Source organism: Paenibacillus sp. P4_A7 (assembly GCF_056402455.1).
In genome coordinates this window covers 1-3,854 of the sequence record NZ_JBFUHJ010000506.1, presented here as the reverse complement: position 1 = coordinate 3,854, position 3,854 = coordinate 1, and the positions used below count along the sequence as shown (strand labels likewise).

General features: G+C 35.0%; 6 protein-coding genes and 2 pseudogenes. 6 read left to right on the top strand and 2 right to left on the bottom strand.

The genetic code is table 11. The features are described 5' to 3' along the window. Positions 1–225, top strand: a pseudogene (locus AC1DWN_RS29915) (hypothetical protein); the annotation flags it as partial. 62 nt (positions 226–287) lie between these two features. Then, positions 288–1,022: a DUF3105 domain-containing protein gene (locus tag AC1DWN_RS29910; RefSeq protein WP_477562506.1), complete on the top strand. Its 735-nt coding sequence runs from the start codon at positions 288–290 to the stop codon at positions 1,020–1,022. A 140-nt stretch (positions 1,023–1,162) separates the two neighbouring features. Here AC1DWN_RS29910 and AC1DWN_RS29905 read toward each other — a convergent pair whose 3' ends face one another. Beyond that, on the bottom strand, positions 1,163–1,303 hold the full coding sequence (locus AC1DWN_RS29905; RefSeq protein ID WP_477562505.1) for a hypothetical protein: 141 nt from the start codon (positions 1,301–1,303) through the stop codon (positions 1,163–1,165). A gap of 124 nt (positions 1,304–1,427) precedes the next feature. Continuing rightward, a complete protein-coding gene (locus AC1DWN_RS29900; RefSeq protein WP_477562504.1) occupies positions 1,428–1,799 on the bottom strand; it encodes an iron chaperone in 372 nt (123 codons plus the stop codon). A 309-nt stretch (positions 1,800–2,108) separates the two neighbouring features. Between AC1DWN_RS29900 and AC1DWN_RS29895 the strand changes: the two genes are divergently transcribed. From AC1DWN_RS29895 to AC1DWN_RS29880, 4 genes and pseudogenes are all read left to right on the top strand, one after another. Next, positions 2,109–2,696: a metallophosphoesterase family protein gene (locus tag AC1DWN_RS29895; RefSeq protein ID WP_477562503.1), complete on the top strand. Its 588-nt coding sequence runs from the start codon at positions 2,109–2,111 to the stop codon at positions 2,694–2,696. A gap of 43 nt (positions 2,697–2,739) precedes the next feature. Continuing rightward, positions 2,740–3,219, top strand: coding sequence for a GNAT family N-acetyltransferase (locus AC1DWN_RS29890; RefSeq protein WP_477562502.1), 480 nt, complete (start codon positions 2,740–2,742; stop codon positions 3,217–3,219). A gap of 52 nt (positions 3,220–3,271) precedes the next feature. Then, positions 3,272–3,601 carry a low molecular weight protein tyrosine phosphatase family protein gene (locus tag AC1DWN_RS29885; protein WP_477562507.1) on the top strand — a complete coding sequence of 110 codons (330 nt, stop codon included), beginning with the start codon at positions 3,272–3,274 and terminating at the stop codon, positions 3,599–3,601. Between the two features lie 16 nt (positions 3,602–3,617). Continuing rightward, positions 3,618–3,854: pseudogene (locus AC1DWN_RS29880) on the top strand (GNAT family N-acetyltransferase); the annotation flags it as partial.

Sequence of the window (3,854 nt, the reverse complement as noted above, 5' to 3'; positions counted from 1 at the left end):
GAGCTAGGTTTGGGCAGCGCATTATTGAAATTGATTAATAACTACTTTAATGATCGCACATCTCCTATATTGGCTCATTTTGCTGATAGAACGGTTAATTACAGACTGCAGCAATTAGTTGAACCAATGAGCAGTATTCCTGTGAAGTTAAAAACTTCAGCTATCGTGATTTCTATTCATGTCCTGCTATTATTCATGAGCATGACTATGTTGGCGATCACATAGTTTTTTTTGATAATCAACACTACATCATGTAGTGTTTAAATGAGGAGAGTGAACTAATAATTATGAATTCACATGTTGGAATGCATCAAGAGACTAGCTCCACATCTTTATTACTTTATGTTATTGGATTGATATTTATATTAGCGATAATGTGTTATTGGTATGCTGCAAAACTCAAGAAAGAGAACGTAAGTAAGTTAAAGATAGATGAGATATTTCAGCGAAGACAAAGGCGGAAGAATAGCAAAATACTCGGCCATATTTTAGTTGGCATGACTATAGTGGTTTCTATCATTTACTTAGTCCAGGAAACAAGTGGCAAGTATGATGTGAAATCATTGAATTTCAATGTTCCGATCGAAGTCAATGACGATAAATACTATGGAGCAGAACATTCAGATAGTCCCGTGCAGTATGAAATGAAAATTCCGACTTCCGGTACTCATAGTCCGCATGATTTGAAGTTTGGTTTCTATAAGGAGAAGCCTACGAATGAGATGTTAGTCCATAATCTGGAGCATGGAGATATTATTATTAATTATCGTGCAGATGCTGATCCTGATAAGCTCAAACAGCTTGAGTATTTTGCTAAATTCACAGAGGCAGGTGCCGGAATTCTAGCCGTTCCTAACGATAATATTCCGACTGGCAAGGAGATTGTAGTAACAGCGTGGACGAAGACGATGGAGCTTGAAAGTATTGACGAACAGAAAATTGGTACATTTATATTCACCTATATCAACAAAGGACCTGAAGTGATACCTCCACAAATCCGTCGAGGCGGCGGAACGATGTAAATGATTTAATATCAAAGAAATAACGAGCTTTGCTGCCAATATGAGTAGTGAAATAACAAAATCAATCGGATAGAACGTAGTTCAAAACGGCATTTCAGAATGGTATTTCTGAAATGCCATTTTTTTCGTTAAACAAGTACTTAGCAGCTCTTATTATCGTTCTTGTTCTCCTTCATTGGAGCAGAGCCGGTATCCTCAGCTAACTTATCGCCGAATTGATCTAAACGGGATGGACTTGAAGCTGGTCCATCATTTCTGGGCTTATTATTTCTACCTGTCATAATCATCACCTCCAACCTGTATAGCATAAACAGAGTGAGTGGAAATGATGCAGATATTTTAGGAAAGTGTTGGTTTAGAATAAAGTTTGATTAAAATGAATTGAATCCCTAATAATCCGGTTTTTTATTCTCGCCAAAAAGTTGAACAATCTGCCTTATCGAAAATATTAAACGTAATCATTTTCTCAAGTAATGAGAAATCAACTGGACTATTCCACTTGATACGGATCAACTGCTTCGTGTGATCATAGCCCGCCTGCACAATTTCATCAGAAAAATGATTAATCCCTGCAATTTCAGGGGCAACAGCCAAATGTTGTTTGGCTACGCTAAAGCCAATAATAAATGTGTCGTGATCGCAAAACATAGGCTGATTCCACGCAATCTTGGGCTTTAAATTTGGAAATGTCTTAGCTACCCAAGACAAAACTTCTTCCGTTCTTTCCCGATGTTGGGGGTTATCAATCTTTGCTAAATACTCTGTAAATACTTCCATTTTGTTCTCTCCTTAACTAAAAATATTAATATAATAACCTCTTACAGGCATCATACCCGAAGAGGTTATTTTTTATCAAACTATATTTAAAAGCTACAGAAAAAATCGGAGGTGTACTGAGTTGGTTTAGATATTGTGAACCTATATTTATATTCCATATTATGAAATAAAGGTATAATAGAAAAGCGGAAACAGAAGTGATTAAAATGAGTAGATGAATCATAAAGTTGAATAAAGGGTTGTTTATTACTTGGATAAAAAGAGTAATCAAACGGGTACATCAGTTTACTTATAGATGAGGTGTATTATATGAAGATTCTCGTAGTGGCAGATGAAGAATCAAAATATATATGGGATCATTTTGATCAAAGTAAATTCTCGGATGTCGACTTAATGATTTCRTGTGGGGATCTAAAACAAGAGTATCTTTCTTTTTTAGTAACGATGATCAAAGCTCCACTGTTCTATGTTCATAGAAATCACGATACGTCGTACATGACAATACCACCAGAGGGATGTACCTGTATTGATGACACCATGATTACTTTTAAGGGAATCCGAATTGTAGGACTAGGTGGTAGTCATAGATACAGGCCAGGAGACTTTCAATATACGGAGCTTCAAATGAAATGGAGAATTTTTAAGCTAAGACCAAAACTTTGGTTGAAAAAAGGCGTAGATATTTTAGTTACACATGCACCTGTATTTAAACTCGGAGATGGTGATGATTTATGTCATAAAGGATTCGAATGTTTTATTCCATTCATGGATAAGTACAAGCCCAAGTATCTCTTACACGGACATCAGCATTTGAACTATGGACGAAACCAAAGAAATCATAACTATAAAGATACGAAGATTATAAATGGTTTTGGGTATTATTTTATTGAGATCTAACAAGCCACATGAAAATTCACAAAACAAAGGTGGAATCTTATCAATGAATTATGAGCTAGTTCAAGCATCCAAAGAATACGAAGATGTCATTCGAAATCTATTGCAGTTTTACATTTATGATTTTTCTGAATTTGTACAGTGTGATGTAGAAGAAGATGGATTCTTCGGTGAGTATCCTTATCTTAAAGACTATTGGATAGAAGTGAATCATAGATTTCCGTATGTTATAAAAAAAGAAGATAAGTATGTAGGATTCGTTTTAGTTAGATTTATTGAATCAGAAGCACGGAATTATTACTCAATAGCTGAGTTTTTTGTAATGAAGAAATATAGGAAAGAAGGCATTGGTAAAGCAGTAGCTAAGCAAATATTTGAATTACATAAAGGGGATTGGGAAGTTTATCAAATAGAAAGCAACAAACCAGCTCAGATATTTTGGAGTAAAGTGATTGATGAATATACACAGGGGGATTTTAAAGATCGCTTTGAAAACGGTAAAAAGATACAAAACTTTGTTAGCTAGTTAATCGTAATCGTTGAATAATAAACAATCATATAGAAACAGGTGACAAGATATCAAATTACTATTTATCTGCAGCCGTAATAAATGGCGCAGTTTAACTGCTGAGAAGATTTTTGATGGATACAATGGCTATGATGTAAGATCCGCTGGAACGGAAGAGAGTGCAAGAATCAAGGTTACCGAAGGACATATTGGATGGTCAGATATGATTTTTGTTATGGAGAGGAAGCATACGAGAAGGCTGAAAGAAAAGTTCACAAACAGTCTTATGAATAAACCACTAATCTGCCTTGACATTCCAGACGAATATAGATTTATGGATGAGGAATTAATAGAAATATTGAAATCAAGAGTGTCTGAACATATAGAAGTACCTGACTAAAAGGTGGGATGTAGGAATGAAGATTGAATTAATAGAGCTATCTGAATCAGATGACCAATCTGTATATGAAATGCTGAAAGAAATTGGACCAGGGGAAAACGGATTTACTACAAATTTTCCGGAATTTAGTTATGAACAATTTAGAAATAGTTTGGCTAGACTAGTCGAGATATCTAAAGGTTTGAATTTATCTGAAGGATATGTTCCACAGACAATATATTGGTTGTATATTAACGACCGACCAGTCGCATAC

Excerpts from the sequence above, each read along its gene's own strand:
- AC1DWN_RS29910 (WP_477562506.1), top strand. The coding sequence starts at position 288 with ATGAATTCACATGTTGGAATGCATCAAGAGACTAGCTCCACATCTTTA.
- AC1DWN_RS29905 (WP_477562505.1), bottom strand. The coding sequence starts at position 1,303 with ATGACAGGTAGAAATAATAAGCCCAGAAATGATGGACCAGCTTCAAGT.
- AC1DWN_RS29900 (WP_477562504.1), bottom strand. The coding sequence starts at position 1,799 with ATGGAAGTATTTACAGAGTATTTAGCAAAGATTGATAACCCCCAACAT.
- AC1DWN_RS29890 (WP_477562502.1), top strand. The coding sequence starts at position 2,740 with ATGAATTATGAGCTAGTTCAAGCATCCAAAGAATACGAAGATGTCATT.